A 14,830-nucleotide genomic window follows, 5' to 3' on the forward strand; every position below is an offset into this window, starting at 1 on the left:
GCGCACTTCCCGGACGACATCAACGTCAAGTTCTCGTTGAAGCCGTTCGAGCTCGCTCCGGGCGGCCCGTCGTTCCTCAAGAGGTCTGCATAGAAGGCGATCGCCTTGCGCCACTCGGGCGTATCAATCTGCGCTTTCCAGTTTTCATCGAACCAGCGTCCACCGAAGGTGTTCACCACGGTCGACACGTAGGCCATGTTTTCACCCCAACCCGCCTTCCCACGCAAACAGATCCCATACTGACCCTTTGGCTTATTGGTAAGTATGTCGGCGAATTGTTTGATCTGGTCGTAAGTCGGCTGATCCGGCATCTTGAGCCCAGCTGCCTCAAAGAGATCCTTTCGATAAAAGGTCATCGAGCTCTCGACATAGAACGGCAGCCCGTAGAGCTGGCCATCGTAGGACAGGCCGTCGCGCGCGGTCTTGACCACGTCGTCGAGGTCGTAATCGGCAGGCAGATCGGTCAACGGCACCAGCCAGCCGCGCTTGCCCCACTGGGGCGCTTCGTATGTGCCGATTGCGACCACGTCGAACTGGCCGCTGTTCGTGGTGATATCGGTCGTCGCCCGTTGACGAAGCATGTTTTCCTCGAGGATCACCCAATTCAGCTTGATATCGGGGTTCGCCTTCTCGAAGCTCGCGGAAAGCTTCTTGAGTTCCAGCATGGCTGGACCGTTGAGCGTAGCGATGGTGACATTTGCCGCGCTGGAAAGTTGTGCCGCGCAAACCGAAAGTCCAGCAAATGCGACCTTGAAGACCAGCGCACGACGTATTGCGTTTCTCGTCTTCATGGGAGTCGCTCGATGGTGCTCGTCTTTGCTTCTGGCCGCGAAAGCTCCGATCGGCGCGGTCGCGCCAGACAGCTCTTGAAAACAGGGCTCGGCCCGCTGCTGGACTGCTGGGCGAAGGAGCTGTGGGCGGCAGTGATCATCAATCGTGTCTCCCTACACCACTACACCAAACCGGTGCTTGACCTCTGGAGTTGTTTTTTGAATGAGCGGCCGTTCGTATTTTTCTAAGACTTCTCGCGCGAAGGAACGGGATACCGTTTACCAAATCGCAGGCGGACACCCCCACCTGTAATGAGCCGCCGTTGCATCGCGAGGCCGATGCGGATAGCGGCAAGTCGGCCCGATGCGCCCAACTGTTATAGAGAATACATGATGCATTATTCAGGATCACTACGTATGTTGCGGTCTACAACGGCGTTAGATGACCTGTCTTTCGCACAAGCTTCCAAAGCAGCTATCGCCGCGTTAGCTGCAGCCATGATCTCTTGACAAATTTGGTATCTCGGGCTGCGCTCCAGGCTCGCGCAGCCTCCAAAGGCGTTGACTTGGGCTACGTCCGCACGTGCTTTTGCCAGCGCATCCGACGGGGAGCCGCTATCTTCTATCATCCTCGCAATGTCGAAGACGGTTCCGGAACGTAATTCTACATACGTTGGACATTCGGCTGCCGCAAGCAAACTTGCGAAAGAGCCTGCGACCCCTAGGGCGATTATTTCTCCGCTTCGAAAAAGAACGCTTCGCATTAAATGACCTCCTAGACTATGCCTGCAAGCCGAGTATGGGGCTATTGAGGTCTTCTGCTCACCCTTCCAAAATGAATACTAGGATAAGTAGGTTCGAACGATTGGTCTTTATTCGGAATACTTATTGGTCGCCGTTTTGTTTTTCTCAAATCGCTTAAAGAAGGCCGACGGGCTCTCAGCAGGAGAGAAATCTAAGGGGAGGTCCGTCCGCGAGCAGCTAAGAAGACCTAGTACGACACGCGCGGTGTGCGGACAGACACCGCTGCAGAAGTTCGCTTCTCACGCGAATGATTGCCATTTGGAGGTTTTTTCCTCTTTCTTGATGTCACGCTTTGAACGAACGCAAAAAGGACGACGATGGACCACCTGTACCTGAAAGAACGCTTGGCCAAATGGTTAAGATAGGGACGCCCATATCGCGGAGCATTGCGACGCGGCGACGAGATCCGGACGACGAACTCGCCGATCCCACCACCCGTATAGCCGTCAGCCCCGCAGCGTTACACAGCAATCGACTCCGGGTCGGCGCGTTCCATCACTGAGCACGGCCGTTTCGTTGGATGCTCCCTGCGTCCCGCTCTATTCGAATTGCCGTGCGGCTTACCGTTGCGCGCTTAGGCTCGTATCGCACGACCGTGAATACGAGTACGGGTCGTGCTGCATAGTGGTCCGCCAGACGCCAGATAAGTTCGACGTTGCCATCCGGGTAAATCTTATCCGCGATGCGTTCCGCTCGGACCTGCAGGCACGAACTGACGGCCCGGCTTGCGGCCTCACCCATCCGCTCCGCCTCGCTTAGCGTCATGGACGAGCGCACAACGCGTTCCGCGAAAAGCATGTTGGGACTGCCGCCGCCTACGCCCACCTTGACATCGAAATCCATCAGCCGCAGCGACGACACATAGAGCGACATGTCGCTTCCCTTCTCGCTGAACCGACCTAGCGTGGAACGAAAATCGTTCTGCGCTGCGGCGACGATCGCAAACATCTGCTTGCAAGCGTGCCCGCCCGCCGAACGGTCCTTCGATTTTTGGCTGCGCGTGGCCCGGCCCACCTCGTCGATCGAATCGCTTACCACAGGCGTCACGTCCATTCGCCAGGCAGGCTCGGACAACGATGAACTCCATAGGACCCGATAGCGCGTCGGCCAACGTTCGCGCCAGTCGGTGACAAACCATTGCTGCAGTCCTTTTGAACCGGGCACGCGTTGAGGGCCCACTATCGGTTCCCGAACGCACTCACTTATCTTGACGAGCGCGGACTTAGTGCGACTACGCGCAACCGACGGAATTAGATTGCTCTCCGCTGGAATGCATTCGAGGGCAGGCGGCTGTACCGGCGCAGCGACGTCGCAACGAAGAAGATCTGGCATCGGTGAACGTGCAAGATGATAAACGGCCTCACCGTCAACGCGCTCCGTGTGCTTGGGATCTTCGCCGATGATATGTGCGACGAAATCGCGCTGAGCCGAGACGGTCACTGCCCGAATGGCCTGGCACTCGTCGGCAAAAGCAAACGTCGCAATCAAACCGGTGCCGCTGGCGAATAGATGTGCGAATCGCAAGATTCCGATCACGAGGCACCTCCACTCGGAAGATGGCGAACGTCCGGGCTGCTTCGGTTGATAAGTACCGAGCGTAAATGCTGTTCGGGAGGAACGGCACGGATACGGATTTAACGCATCCTAGCAATAAAGTAAAGGCCGCCGTCATTTGCGGAAACATTTGGCTGCAAAAGTTCATAGCTGAATCGCCTAACGGAATGGTCGCCGGTGTAGCAACCAAAACGCGTACGGATTGAATCACCTAAACCAACAGGCGGTTGAGATCCCTCCTTGAACGCGAGTCCTTCGAAAGAGTCAGCGCGACGTAGCGTCCCAAATTCTTTTCCAGGGTAGCCTTATCGGCTGTGCTAATGCTGTGGGAGCAACAGCGTGAAGCCACCCTGGCGCCCGCGAGTTCGAGGCGAGCCTGCTCACTGAAAATGAACAACCGCACACGGCGTGCGCGATCCTCGAAAAACCAGCGCTTCGCGATCCAGCCGAAATTTCTTCGGTCCGTGCGAACTTGTGAACATCGTCGTAGCACCTCGCACGCGTAGGAACCGGTCGCTCCGATTTCTGAGGCGCTTCCCCAATAGCGCCTCTATCCGGCCGGGGGACCAGCGCAGTCGTGGGAGTCGGCGATACAAGGTCTGAACAAGCAGAGCTTGGCGTCCCGCTGTTGCTTCAAACTCGCGGCTGGCCTAGCCACCGACAGGCTTCATCGTGCAGCGATTGCGTCGCCGCCGCAATGATGTCGCCTTGAAAGGCCTCATCGATAGCACTGCCAGCCCATGTCGTGATGATGCCACCCGCGCCCTCGATGACTGGAACGACCGCCATGACGTCGTGAATCTGCAGACCGTCTTCGACGACGAGATCAACGTGACCTGAAGCGAGCATCGCGTAGCCATAGCAATCCGTGCCGAACCGCGTGACGCGCCCTTCGCGCGCAAGTGTCGCGAATGCCCGTGCAGCCTCACCTGAAAACATCCTCAGGTCCGTCGAGCACAGCCGCGCGTCGCGCAGATGCGCGCACGCACTGACCACGCACGGTTCGCCGTTGCGCGATGTTCGAACAGGTACACCGATCCATCGCTCGCGCATGGCTGGCGCCTCAATCATCCCGCAGATGGGCCGTCGATCCTCAAGAACTGCGACGAGCGTTCCGAACAGCGGCAAGCCGGTCACAAAGCTCTTGGTACCATCGATCGGATCAATCACCCAGCTTATGCCGTCCGCAATTCGCCCGCCCTCCTCCTCGCCGACGAGGACATGCGTCGGATAGCGCGATCCGCCTTCGTGACGGGCGTCGCGTCGGACTTCGTTTCGACGTCGATTCCTGTGCGGAAGTGTTGCATCGCAAGAGCACGCGCTTCGTCGCCAAGTTGATCCAGAAATCGCTCGATGTCGGTCAGCCTCACGTCCGTCGTCCTCCCTTTGCATAGTGAACGGATGCGCAAGACTCTCGCCTACGCTGCCCTCGAGTGGCTCGACCGTGACCTGTTCGCCTAGTTGCTGCAGCTGACCATCGCTCTCCGTGAGACCGCTACTTCATCCGATTCAGCCTGCTGACAGCTTGATTCGCCGTGGAGCGAAGGATGCCGCGGGCTTTGATTGTGAGTCCGTCGCATAGGCGACCGTGCTTTGCTATCGTCTTCATTAATCCGCAAAAACAAGAATCGATCGCGATAACACTCGGCCCCTGCGATGCTTTCTTGTTTCGCGCCGGAAGTAACAATCTGAGTGGACGCACCCCGCCGCGCGCGTGACCCCGATCGAGCCCGGCGCGCGAAGTACAGTCAGCCGCTCTTTCGTCAAGAGCACATCAACGGGCGGCCCAGATGGCCAATAGTGTGCGGTGCCATTTAGCGATCTACGACGCGTCCTGTAACCCTCTAATCGCCGATACAGCCCGCGTTCATTGGATTCATCTTCGACAGGTGATGGGCGCGATGCTTCAGTCGCCGGGCCAGCGCAGAGGAGTATGGGACGAGCACGAAGCGATCGCTGAAGCGATTGCGCGCGGAGACGTCGCACGGGCGATGAGTCTGTCGGAACAGCACACCAGTCGAGCGCACGCGCATCTGTCCAGCCGGACTAACGAGATGCTTTTTCGTACGCCAGAAAGCGCCGCCGCGTTTTGAGACTGCAGTCCAGGTTTATCAAGGCCTGAAGGTAAGCGGGGTCATGAAAATGGGTCGAGACAACCTTCGATGAAACGAGTAATAGTCACCGTCGGTGTTGCCAGCCTGAGCGCAACGCTGGTACTTCCGGCCCATGCAGAGAACGCTGCCGCGTGCGGGGCGGTGCTGTGCTTATTTAGGGGGCGGTTGATAACAGCGGTGACAGCGGTTGCAGCGCCTTGCCGCGCAGCACCACCGCCCACAACAGGAAGCGCTCGAGCTCCTTGGTGTAGGCGCGCAGCGTTTTAGGCTGATCACGATAGCGGTTCAGATAGGCGCGCACCGCATCCAGGTCGTGGTTGGCCTGGATATAACAGAACGCGGTCGATCGGTTTTCACCGTCGGCGCCGGAGAGCGCATGCGGCACAGTGAGCCGCTCGAGCGGCGCGAGCGTCAGTCGACTCGCCGAACTTGGGCCGCTGCCCAGGCCGCCGCTTAGACCTGATCCCGTCACCTGGGTCGCCGGCACCGCCTCGATCAACTCGTCCGCAACCAAGGCCACGCCCGTTTGCTCGAGCGAACCGATATCGACGTCCACCGTCGGCTGCAGCGACGCCTGCTGACGTCGCAACCAGCTCACGATCGCACGCGCCCGACCCGGGCCGATGCGCGGAATCGAGCGCCACCAGCTGGCGCCGCGCCGACTGCAGAACGCCACCAGTTCACCGAGCGTCGTCAGCCCGTCGCCTTTGAGCCGCCGCGCGATGCGCGGACGCAGCCAAGCACTAATCGCGTGGTCCGGATGCGGCGGCAACGCGGCCAGCTGCGCCGCTTCGGTGACCATGCGGAACGTGACCGCCGTCAGCTTCAGTTGCCCGTGCTGACGGATCGAGGCGCGCAGGTGATCAGCGAGCACGGCGGAGCCGTGCGCGAGCGCGAGCTGCACCAGCGTGTCGAGCATCGTGGTGAGATGCCGTTCCATGGCGCCAGGCGTCGCCGCATGCGGATCTTCGTCGGGGTCGTAGAAGGTGCGTGCGATCACTGCGGGCGCAATCCGCTGCACGTACGCGCGCAGCGCCATGAAGTCCTTGGTGGTGTAGCGCCGCTCAAGGGTCAGCTGCTCTGCGGCGAGCTTCTCCGGGGTGAGCTCGTCGTCGGTGCGCTTCTCTCGCGCGCGAGTGTCGCGCTCAGCCATCGTCGCGCTCTCGGTCATCAGATTGCATCGGTGGCGTAGGAGGACGTGGCCGGAAGCCCTGCAGCTCGGCATGTGCCTCCTCCATGAACACCTCGGGACAGGTGCCGCACAGGATCTCGAACGGGATGCGCGCCTCGAGCAGGCGCGCGGCGAGGCCGTTGTCTTCCGGCAAGTCGCTCCACAGGACGCGCTGCACCACGACCACGGCACCGCATTCCGCGACGCGTTCGAGCACGGGCTCAAAGTCGTGGCCAAACAGCACGGGCCCGTAGGTCTGCGCCAGGGCCGTCAACACGCGCAATTCGATGTGGCTGGGTTTCACCGGCAGCGGCACGGGCCGCCCTTCGACGAGGTGGCCCAACGCGCCCGCGCGGCGTCGCCGCGTGATGATCCGTTCGAGTTCGAGCACGAGGCGCGCGACTTCCGGGTCGGGAAACGCCTCGAAGGCCTCGTCATCGTCGTCGAAATCGTCTGCGCCTTGCGCCACGGGCCCCTGCCCTCCTTGGTAAATCGGAAAAGCCCAATTTTACCCCTGAAACGCCATCCCGATATTAGACATTATCAGACCTCCTAACTTTTCGGGAACGGATTTGTTCGCGGACGCTGGTTAGAATTATTCACGACAAACTGATCCCGGCCGCCAATCTCTTCCGCATAAAAGCCTCATGACGCGAAAAAACCTAGTGCCACGGAGATGAAGGCTAGGGAACACGCACCTCGACCCGGTCTGGGCACATGCCGGCTTCAACGACTTTGGGACCGGCTATGCGTCGCTTAGCCTCCTCAAGCGTTACCCGCTGAGCCGCGTCAAAATCGACCGCTCGTTTGTCCAAGGCGTGCTGGAATCGGATCGTGACGCCGCCGTCATTCGCGCCGTTCTTCATATGGCGCACAGCTTCGACGTTGAAACCACCGCCGAGGGTATTGAGACAGAACCACAACGCGACATCCTGCGTCGGCTGGGATGCCATGAGGGGCAGGGCTACCTGTTCGCCCGCCCGTTGCTGCCGACACGATTTGCAGAGAGATTCGGACTCGCGATGCCGGCGTGTCTACCGGTCTAGTGGCATCGGATCGCGATCGAATCCGTGACGCCCGTGCGGAGCGTTTGCCGCCCGCGTACCGCCTCTGCGAAGAGGCAGCTCGATGATAGGTGAAGCGCGTCGAGATTTGGTGGGGGTCTTCCAATGATTAGCTTCGCCAGCCTGCAATCGGGGACGCCTCCCGCACCCGTGCAGACAAACGAGTGACGGCTCTGTCGCCTTAGAAATCCCCCAGACAGGCAACGCTCGTCAGCAACGCCATTAATAATGAGGTGAAAGATGGGCTGGCTTTGGACCTGGAGCGGCATATCTTTTGGGTATCGCGTCGACGATCAACTGCGCACGCATGATGGACGTCATGTCGGTCGCTTTATCGAAGAAGAGATCTACGGGGCCGATGGCCTGTACCTGGGCGAGTTAGCGTCGGAGGACCGCTAGCCAGCGGAAGACCGGTCGCTTCAAATTGCCATTCAGGCCACGAATGAAGCGTGCGGAAAGGCTGCAACGCATGGCCCGGGCGGCTCGGCTCATGCGCCCAGGCTACGAAGACTTTCCCGCGCCCGAATATCTATTAGGATAACGAATCAAGGCAGTGGTACGATTCACGTACCATTGACTTGATTCACGAGCAGATGCCGATGCTCGACGCGCGATCATCGAGCCAATCAATAGCGCGCCGCGCGAGACGGGCAAATATGCCGAGCATTCGGTCGTCCAGGGTTTGCCCGTGCCGAAACGAACACTACCTACGAGCCCATGATCAGGCGCCTGAATTCCCGCATCCGGGTCCAAGCAATCTGATGGTTACCGAACGGAAGCAACTCTGTCGACCGCGCGTAGTCGAACGATCGACATGGCGGCATGGCGGCATGGCGGCATGGCGGCAAGGCGGCAAGGCGGCAAGGCGCTATTCTGCGTCAATGAACTCAAAGCGTGACATGATTCGAGTCGCGCCGCGCGTTTGTGGTAGGGAGGCCGGCCGACGCGCGCACTGGGTCGGAATGGATCAGGCGCGGCATCGCACGGAAGTCTAATTGCAGCGACCGTCAGAAAACCGTTCGCTCAAAGACGACCACCTCCTGGCACTGCGCGGCTGCGCACCGGTGGCGTATCGTCAGTTGCCGAGCCACCCGTTTCTTCAAATGGCGGCTGATGGCGAAAGCCAGCGCCGCCCGAGACGATGGCGATAATTGCACCCACGACGAGCGCCGCAAACGAGAACCAGCTCGCACGCGCGACACCCCGTGCGGCTGTATCAGCCGTCTCACGTGCCGTCTGTTCCGCTTGCGGACTCGAAGCCGCCGACGCCGCCGATGCGACCGCCGCTGGTAATTGCTGCTTGGCGTTATCAACTATCGAGGGGCTCGTGCCCGATTGATTTGCGGCCGTCGCGGTTACCTGCGCCGTCGTTGCTGCAACGCTGCCCGCAGTACTCACCGCGCCGGTGATCAGCGAGGTCATGCCGTACACAACAAGCAGCGTCATCACCGCCCAGGACAATAGGCCGTGGAGCCATCCGAGAACCGGCGCGCAGCGCCCTGCGTAGTACGAACCGACGAAGACCGCCAGTACTGTGGTGACAATGACCCAGACCCCAGACCCAAAGCCAAATCCGTGCAACGGGTCTGGCTTCGACATTGGCGACAGCAGGGACGCGCCAATGGCCGTACCGAGAACGCTCATGATCAGGTAGACGATCATGGAAAGAATGACGCCGGCGATTATCGAAGCCCATGACAGCCGCGGCAGACCATCTCGAGTGGTGAGAAGTTTCATAAGATCACCCAGTAAGTAAGTGAACGCACAAGGCACGGACCGGCACCGGCTTTTAGCTAGCGCAAGCGTTGTGCCTATTGCTGGTGTTAATAGGACTGGTTTGATGTCTCCCGTGCTATTGGGTGAGCGCCGTAAGCTACGACTTGGAAGCGAGGAGAAACGCTCTGTGGCGAGAACGGACGCGCTTTTCGGACGCCGTGGAGTTCAGAGCGCAGAATGCGGTGCCGTGAGGCGAGGGAAGCGTGCGCTGGCGGCTCGAAGCCCTCATCAAAGCTCGTCCGGCAGGCGCTCAATGCGCACATGGCGTAATACTTCCGCTCGTCGTGGCCGCGCGATGTGGTCGCCTATCGCGTACCGTCTCTTGGAATCATGTTCGATCACGGACTTGATCGCGTGCTGGGCGCTCTGCGCACTGACGCCCAGCGGTAACACGAGCGCTGCGCCGACCGGCAAGGCAAGTAATTGCGCGTACAGAGAATCGTGCATTGCAGGGCTGCATTGAACCATTGAACGGATGAGTGCCTTAGCGGATGAGTGCCTTTGCCCGACAGCAGTTGCGAGCGAACTGAAATGCACAGTATGCCGAAGCGTTACTCGTTTTGGATGGGTGCAACGTTGGGCAGGCTGTCGGTCATACGTGTATCGTCAGATCCGTCGCCCTGAATGCCAAGCTGTTTCAATGCCTGCGCCCAGAACGCTTCCGATCGACCTTCGGGACTGCCCGCTTCCTCCCAAAGTCGATAGGCCAACGTTCGTATTTGTTCTTCGGTAACCGGTGCGTCCATTTCTCGCCCCTCGCTGGTTGCTCGGCGCTTAGACAGCGTCCGATTCGTGAACGTATTAAGACAGCGTTTCCCGAGAAGTCGCTGCGTTGTGGACCGTCGGGTTTCCGCTTCAGATTAACTTTCATGCGCAAACGCCAGGCCTGAAGAAGCAGCAAGCTCATCGTAGCCGGACGTGGCGCCTTTCCCGATTAGAGCACCTACGACTTGCCCCGATGCCTTACTTTCCCTCCCCCGTTGCCTGCGCGCTCATGGATTGGTTCGCGTTTAGCCATGCTGTCCGTTGAGCGGCTTCCGATCATCGCAGAAGGGGCGCTTATCAGGCATGCCACTTGCCCGCATCTACTCGCTGCATTTGCAGGGGTTAGGTCAACCTAGGGCTATGAGGTACGCGATCAGGGAGGCGCACGATCGAGCCATTGGCCTCGTCCCCGCATCGTGCCGGCCAAGAAACAGCCATCATAGAGACGCCCCAGACGAGCTGTCGCGGACGCGGACGCTACCGCGCCGACCGTCGCCGGGATCCAAGGGAGTACGTGTGCGTATCGCTCAAATTGCGCCGCTTCATGAGGCGGTGCCGCCACGATTTTATGGCGGGACTGAGCGCGTGGTGTCTTATCTGACCGAGACGCTGGTGAAACTCGGGCACGACGTTACCCTGTTCGCCAGCGGCGACTCCGTCACCGCCGCGCGGCTTGTTGCTGCGTGTCCGCGCGCCCTTCGTCTGGAAGCGATCCAGGACGGTTACGCGCCACACATGGTGTTGCTCGAGCAGGTCCGCCGTGTCGCACACGAATTCGATATCCTGCATTTCCATCTGAGCTATCTGCCGTTCCCGCGCTTCTACGATCTCGGCATTCCTTTCCTCTCTACGCTACACGGTCGGCTCGATCTTCCAGAACTCCAGCCCGTGTTCGACCTGTTCTCCGAGGTGCCGGTTATTTCCATTTCGAACGCGCAGCGCCGCCCGCTGCCGCAAGCCAACTGGCTCGGCACGATCTATCACGGATTACCAGGGAACCTCTTGACGCCGCAGTTGGACCGCTGCGCAAGGTATGTCGCCTTCCTGGGACGGATTAGCCCGGAAAAGCGAGCAGACCTGGCCATCGAGATTGCTTCGCGCGCCGGCTTGCCGCTCAAGCTCGCAGCCAAAGTCGACCCGGCGGACCATGATTATTTCATGACGACGATTGCCCCATTGGTGTCACAACCGCATGTTGAGTTTGTCGGTGAAATCTCCGACGCACAGAAGCCTGCGTTTCTGTCGGGCGCCAAGGCGTTGCTGTTTCCGATCGACTGGGCCGAGCCGTTTGGGCTGGTCATGATCGAGGCGATGGCGTGTGGCACGCCCGTGATTGCGTTCAATCGGGGCTCCGTCTGTGAGATTGTCGAGGACGGCGTGACCGGCTACATCGTCGATGACGTTGATGGTGCCGTGGAGGCGCTGGGTCGCGCGGAGACGCTTTGTCGCGCGACGATTCGCGCTCGCTTCCTTGAGCGGTTTGAGGCTTACACGATGGCCAGCAAATACGTCGATCAATACACCGCACTCGCCGGCTCAACAAGCTGCAAACCGATGCTGGCCGAGTGAGTCGAGGGCAGTTGCGACGGACAATCCATCTGCTCGCCTTCCTACGCCTAACGGCCTGGTTGTCAGTGATGGATGCGGCGGCATGGCGGCCTGAGGCCGACAAGAAGGGGATGGATTGAACGCTGCGGGACGAGAGCGCCTCTGGGAACGTTCAGTGCTGGCAATTCGAGTTCGTAGCCGGGCGTGTCGTGCGCCAGTTTCATGCGGTGCGCCCCGGTCTGTTCGCTGAAGACTTGCTCGAATCGGCCAACATGATCTTGCTACGAGTGACTAAGGGAACAAAAACACCCAGCTACAACTTGGGCGAATGCGCTGGCGCGGCATGCTGATCGTGCGTTCTTGCGATGCGCGATCGGCTTGAAGGGCAGGAACTGACAAGCGATCGGTTTTTACGTTATAGGAGCAGTCGATGTTACCTTTTATTCCTCAACAAGCTTCCTCAATTGCCAATGCCAATCTTCAAATCATGGCGAATGTGACCCAGCGTTACGCACATGGCATCCAGCAGTTGGCCGAATTGAATCTCCAAACGGTGAAGACGCTGTGGGAGGAGAGCACCACCGTGGCAAAAGCTGGGACTGCTGCGAGACCCAGCGACTTTTTGGGATGGGAATCAACGCTTTTTGCCGAGCTCCCGGAAAAGGCTGCGGCATACAGTCGGCACTTTTTCTCGATTGTCCGCGCGACCGAGGCGGACATTTTCAACGAAGCGTTCAGCCAATATGAAAAGTACGGCATCAACGTGAAGGGCGCGTTCGAATCAGCCTTACAGCAAGGGCAATTTGCTGCGCAAGGCGTGTCTGCATTGGTGGCGGACGTTACAGACCGTTCGACGCAGGTCGCCAATGAAATCGCGAGCAAGGTAGCCGATGCGAATACGGACGTTGTCCGGACGACGGTCGATGCGTCTTCCACGGCCGCGGCAGATCTACAGGAGACAGACGAGCAGACCGCGCGCGCCTTGAAGGCGGGCGCGAAGCGCTGAGTTGACCCCCGCGCTAAAAGCCTCTTCGCCGCATTCGTCAGCCCGCTGCATGCGGGCTTTTTTACGCCAGCGGTTCCTCGAGCATGAAGGGAGCTACAGGAATCGTCAGTTGCGGTTATCGACTTGAAAGTAGATCAGCAAGAGCAACGGCGCTACCCCGGCAAAACCGTAGGACTTCTCCTCCACTATCCCGCTCAGCGTCACCAGCGCGCTGACCATGAAAAAGAAAGTTTTCTGACCGGTACTGAGCTTCCTGTACATACTTTTCATAGGCGAGTGTATAGACCGGGGACATGGTTGACACTTCTGTCGGGGACATCGCTGACACATTTATCTTGGCGCATCGGGCTGGTTGAGGTCAAACGTCATGAGTCGATGATGAGCAAAGTAGAAGTCATAGGCATCGGTGATTTCACGGCTCGGTCGTGCCGCGATGTCTCGTCCGTGCAGTGCGCTGGACACGCGCAGATGCTGGCCTCGAAACCTTACTTTGCCGTTCCAGCCCACGCGCAGTACTTCGTCGCACGGGCCGTATTCGGGCGGCGCCAGCGTGCTGGGCATCATGCGCGGGCTGGGCTGGTAGCGCGTGTGCGGCGTGTTCATGCCAATGCCGTGATGCGGGCGTTCGAAGTTGTAGATGCGGCGCCAGCAATCGAATTCGGCTTGCGCCTGGCTCATGCCGGTGAAGCTGCAATGGCTGAGCACTTCGCGCTTGAACGAGCGATGAAAGCGCTCATCCTTGCCGTTGGTCTGCGGGTGATAGGGACGGCTGTAGCTCACACGAATGCCCAGCAAAATCAGCCAGATGGCCAGCTCGGTAAGCTCACCCGGTTTGCTGGGCGTGCCCCACGGCGCGCCGTTGTCGGTGTTGATCTGCTGAGGCAGGCCATATTCGGCGAAGGCGTTCTGCAGATGCTCGCGCACCGTCTGGGTGTTCTGAGCTTGGCATGCGCGCAGCACGATGTTGAATCGCGAATGGTCGTCCAGCACCGTCAGCGGATGGCAGCGGGTGTGATCGAGCAGCGCGAAGTGCCCCTTGAAGTCCATCTGCCAGAGTTCATTGGGCTGCTCGCGCTCGAAACGTATCCAGGCCGTGGCATTGGCCGAGGCTTGCGCGCTGATGCAGCCGTGGCGACGCAAGATCGCATTGAGGGTGCTATCGGCCGGTACGCCCTGCAAGCCCTGATCACGCAAGCGTCGGCCGATTTTGTGTGCGCTCCAGGCGGGATGCCGGGTACGCATCTCGAGTACGTGCGACTCCATTTCGTCAGAGGTTCGATTCGCACTGGCGTGCGGCCGTCTGGAGCGCTCGATCAAGCCTTCGAGGCCGTGGGCCTGGTAGCGCTCGACCCATTTGTATCCAGTCTGCCGGCTCACGCGAAAGCGGCGGCACAGTTCACTGAAGGGAATTTCGGCTTTCGTGGCAAGCGTGACGAATTCGAGGCGAACTTGCATGGCGTTTTGTGCGTTCCAAGGCATGGTTGGGTCCAGGCGTTTCGATGCCCAAAAGTGTCAACCATGTCTCCGCCAGATCTGTCAGCTATGTCCCCGGTCTATACAGGCGAGCCAAAAAAGCCCGCCGGAACGGGCAATCAAAAAGCGAATGCACAGCCCCCGTAAAAATCGCGAATAAGCTGATGGCACCCAGGAATTTTAATTACTGCTCCATCAGGCACAGTCGGTTAGCCCTCGCTCGCGGGGCGATGGTTTTGATTATGAGTTGGTCAGGATTGGATGAGGATCGGCTTGGCGGTATGAAGAGCCGATGTGAGGGGCGAAGGCAGGTCCGAGAACGGCAGACGTGGACGAGATTCGCCCAGCAATGGTACCTCACGCGCCGGTTCGTATGGGAATACCTAATAGCGCGATGATGCATGCCCGGGAAACATTACATGTTCGCAAATACATAAGAGCTTCCATGAACGCCTTCGATCAGGAAACTATCAGTCAATTGACCGACCGCTGGACCGTGCTGGTCAACGAACTGAATCGCTACGGAACGGCAAAGTATCCGAACTTACTCTGTGTTGACGTGCTTCGGTTTATACGGGAGGTCGAGCGACTTCTAATTCCTGATCCATTCGACCAAGACGTTCTTATTACGGCTCGCAACCTCGTTGAGCAAGGCGACCCCAAGATCGCGATGTTCAAAGTGCAGGAGGTTCTAAGCGGTCGACTGCCTAGCAGGCCGTTGAAATATCCGTCGTTGGCGCGCTAAGGCGCGTTGCGACGGATGCTGAACTCGCACTTCTGAGACG

Annotated in this window: 15 protein-coding genes and 1 pseudogene; 6 read left to right on the forward strand and 10 right to left on the reverse strand. The window is 59.3% G+C overall.

The window, feature by feature from the left end:
- On the reverse strand, positions 1–773 hold a 773-nt coding region (locus AWB74_RS41135), incomplete at its 3' end, for an ABC transporter substrate-binding protein (protein ID WP_200822106.1).
- 30 nt (positions 774–803) lie between these two features.
- On the opposite strand from AWB74_RS41135, the gene AWB74_RS41140 reads away from it, so the two are divergent.
- The gene (locus AWB74_RS41140) at positions 804–1,019 is read left to right on the forward strand and encodes a hypothetical protein (protein WP_061152285.1); all 216 of its coding nucleotides are present in this window, start codon (positions 804–806) and stop codon (positions 1,017–1,019) included.
- Positions 1,020–2,069: 1,050 nt separating this feature from the next.
- Here AWB74_RS41140 and AWB74_RS46120 read toward each other — a convergent pair.
- Entirely contained in the window at positions 2,070–3,110 is a 1,041-nt protein-coding gene (locus AWB74_RS46120; protein ID WP_143749468.1) for a hypothetical protein, read from the reverse strand.
- Positions 3,111–3,761: 651 nt separating this feature from the next.
- A complete protein-coding gene (locus AWB74_RS41155) occupies positions 3,762–4,520 on the reverse strand; it encodes an inositol monophosphatase family protein (protein ID WP_235024898.1) in 759 nt (252 codons plus the stop codon).
- 386 nt (positions 4,521–4,906) lie between these two features.
- On the opposite strand from AWB74_RS41155, the pseudogene AWB74_RS41160 reads away from it, so the two are divergent.
- Positions 4,907–5,221: pseudogene (locus tag AWB74_RS41160) on the forward strand (FCD domain-containing protein); the annotation flags it as partial.
- A 175-nt stretch (positions 5,222–5,396) separates the two neighbouring features.
- Here AWB74_RS41160 and AWB74_RS41165 read toward each other — a convergent pair.
- Together AWB74_RS41165 and AWB74_RS41170 are read right to left on the reverse strand one after the other, a co-directional pair.
- The gene (locus AWB74_RS41165; protein ID WP_235024899.1) at positions 5,397–6,395 is read right to left on the reverse strand and encodes a phage integrase family protein; all 999 of its coding nucleotides are present in this window, start codon (positions 6,393–6,395) and stop codon (positions 5,397–5,399) included.
- Positions 6,388–6,882, reverse strand: a complete 495-nt coding sequence (locus AWB74_RS41170) for a hypothetical protein (protein WP_061152288.1) — start codon at positions 6,880–6,882, stop codon at positions 6,388–6,390. The genes AWB74_RS41165 and AWB74_RS41170 overlap by 8 nt, the downstream gene beginning before the upstream one ends.
- Before the next feature lie 310 nt (positions 6,883–7,192).
- On the opposite strand from AWB74_RS41170, the gene AWB74_RS41175 reads away from it, so the two are divergent.
- Positions 7,193–7,459: an EAL domain-containing protein gene (locus tag AWB74_RS41175; protein WP_235024900.1), complete on the forward strand. Its 267-nt coding sequence runs from the start codon at positions 7,193–7,195 to the stop codon at positions 7,457–7,459.
- 1,041 nt (positions 7,460–8,500) lie between these two features.
- Here AWB74_RS41175 and AWB74_RS41180 read toward each other — a convergent pair.
- The 3 genes from AWB74_RS41180 to AWB74_RS41190 all read right to left on the reverse strand — a co-directional run bounded on the left by AWB74_RS41180 (position 8,501) and on the right by AWB74_RS41190 (position 9,999).
- Positions 8,501–9,214: a YrzE family protein gene (locus AWB74_RS41180; RefSeq protein WP_061152291.1), complete on the reverse strand. Its 714-nt coding sequence runs from the start codon at positions 9,212–9,214 to the stop codon at positions 8,501–8,503.
- A 267-nt stretch (positions 9,215–9,481) separates the two neighbouring features.
- Positions 9,482–9,700, reverse strand: a complete 219-nt coding sequence (locus AWB74_RS41185) for a hypothetical protein (protein ID WP_061152292.1) — start codon at positions 9,698–9,700, stop codon at positions 9,482–9,484.
- 104 nt (positions 9,701–9,804) lie between these two features.
- Positions 9,805–9,999: a DUF2934 domain-containing protein gene (locus AWB74_RS41190; RefSeq protein WP_087039503.1), complete on the reverse strand. Its 195-nt coding sequence runs from the start codon at positions 9,997–9,999 to the stop codon at positions 9,805–9,807.
- Positions 10,000–10,534: 535 nt separating this feature from the next.
- Between AWB74_RS41190 and AWB74_RS41195 the strand changes: the two genes are divergently transcribed.
- Positions 10,535–11,587 (forward strand): glycosyltransferase family 4 protein, encoded by a 1,053-nt coding sequence (locus AWB74_RS41195; RefSeq protein WP_061152293.1) that lies wholly within the window; start codon positions 10,535–10,537, stop codon positions 11,585–11,587.
- A 409-nt stretch (positions 11,588–11,996) separates the two neighbouring features.
- Positions 11,997–12,572, forward strand: a complete 576-nt coding sequence (phaP, locus tag AWB74_RS41200; RefSeq protein WP_087039504.1) for a TIGR01841 family phasin — start codon at positions 11,997–11,999, stop codon at positions 12,570–12,572.
- A gap of 105 nt (positions 12,573–12,677) precedes the next feature.
- Here phaP and AWB74_RS46680 read toward each other — a convergent pair whose 3' ends face one another.
- Positions 12,678–12,833 (reverse strand): hypothetical protein, encoded by a 156-nt coding sequence (locus AWB74_RS46680; RefSeq protein WP_160110381.1) that lies wholly within the window; start codon positions 12,831–12,833, stop codon positions 12,678–12,680.
- A 69-nt stretch (positions 12,834–12,902) separates the two neighbouring features.
- Positions 12,903–14,051, reverse strand: a complete 1,149-nt coding sequence (locus tag AWB74_RS41205) for an IS481 family transposase (RefSeq protein ID WP_061152295.1) — start codon at positions 14,049–14,051, stop codon at positions 12,903–12,905.
- A gap of 439 nt (positions 14,052–14,490) precedes the next feature.
- On the opposite strand from AWB74_RS41205, the gene AWB74_RS41210 reads away from it, so the two are divergent.
- Positions 14,491–14,790 (forward strand): hypothetical protein, encoded by a 300-nt coding sequence (locus AWB74_RS41210; RefSeq protein ID WP_087039505.1) that lies wholly within the window; start codon positions 14,491–14,493, stop codon positions 14,788–14,790.
- The last annotated feature ends 40 nt before the right edge of the window (positions 14,791–14,830 follow it).

Origin of the sequence: Caballeronia arvi (assembly GCF_001544695.2) — a bacterium.
Classification (GTDB): domain Bacteria; phylum Pseudomonadota; class Gammaproteobacteria; order Burkholderiales; family Burkholderiaceae; genus Caballeronia; species Caballeronia arvi.

Coding starts and splice junctions, on each gene's coding strand:
- AWB74_RS41140 (WP_061152285.1), top strand. CDS start 804: ATGGTGCTCGTCTTTGCTTCTGGCCGCGAAAGCTCCGATCGGCGCGGT.
- AWB74_RS41155 (WP_235024898.1), bottom strand. CDS start 4,520: ATGCAAAGGGAGGACGACGGACGTGAGGCTGACCGACATCGAGCGATT.
- AWB74_RS41165 (WP_235024899.1), bottom strand. CDS start 6,395: ATGGCTGAGCGCGACACTCGCGCGCGAGAGAAGCGCACCGACGACGAG.
- AWB74_RS41180 (WP_061152291.1), bottom strand. CDS start 9,214: ATGAAACTTCTCACCACTCGAGATGGTCTGCCGCGGCTGTCATGGGCT.
- AWB74_RS41185 (WP_061152292.1), bottom strand. CDS start 9,700: ATGCACGATTCTCTGTACGCGCAATTACTTGCCTTGCCGGTCGGCGCA.
- AWB74_RS41190 (WP_087039503.1), bottom strand. CDS start 9,999: ATGGACGCACCGGTTACCGAAGAACAAATACGAACGTTGGCCTATCGA.
- phaP (WP_087039504.1), top strand. CDS start 11,997: ATGTTACCTTTTATTCCTCAACAAGCTTCCTCAATTGCCAATGCCAAT.
- AWB74_RS46680 (WP_160110381.1), bottom strand. CDS start 12,833: ATGTACAGGAAGCTCAGTACCGGTCAGAAAACTTTCTTTTTCATGGTC.
- AWB74_RS41205 (WP_061152295.1), bottom strand. CDS start 14,051: ATGCCTTGGAACGCACAAAACGCCATGCAAGTTCGCCTCGAATTCGTC.
- AWB74_RS41210 (WP_087039505.1), top strand. CDS start 14,491: ATGAACGCCTTCGATCAGGAAACTATCAGTCAATTGACCGACCGCTGG.